This is a genomic window from Mesorhizobium sp. M7A.F.Ca.CA.004.04.2.1, from assembly GCF_004022825.1.
GTDB lineage: Bacteria > Pseudomonadota > Alphaproteobacteria > Rhizobiales > Rhizobiaceae > Mesorhizobium.
The window spans coordinates 1-427 of the sequence record NZ_RZPH01001810.1 but is presented as its reverse complement, the minus strand read 5'-3'; the positions used below and the strand labels follow the sequence as shown (position 1 = coordinate 427).

1 protein-coding gene is annotated in these 427 nt (G+C 54.1%); it reads left to right on the top strand.

Features of this window, described 5'->3' with window-relative positions:
- A partial coding sequence (locus tag EN893_RS40145) for a hypothetical protein (protein WP_206640289.1) occupies nucleotides 1-427 on the top strand: 427 nt, incomplete at both ends.

Below are 427 nucleotides of genomic sequence, written 5' to 3'. Positions count from 1 at the left end.
GTGAGGATGATGTCGGCGCCGGCATCGACGAAATTCTGATGCAGGAGGGTGATGTGGGCGGGAGACGGCGCGGGGAGAAGCGAGGGAGAAGAGAAAGAAGAAAGAAAAAGGGAGAAAAGGGGGGGGAAGGGGGAGAAAGAGGAAAGAAGAAAGAAAGGGGAAGAAAGAAGAGAAGAGATAGGGTGAGGGGGAGGAAGAGGAGGGGAGGGAAGGGGGAGAAGGAGAAGGGAGGGAGGGAGGAGAGGAAGAGAAGGGAGAAGGGAAAGGAAAAAGGGGGAGAGAGGGGAAAAGAGAAAAAAGGGGGAGAGAAGGAAGGGGGAGGGGAAAAAGGGGGAAAAAGAGAAAAGAAGAAAAGGAAGAGGAAAGGAGGAGAGAGGAGAGAAGAAGAAGGGGAAGAGGGGGAGAGGAAAGAGAAGAGGCCCAGTAG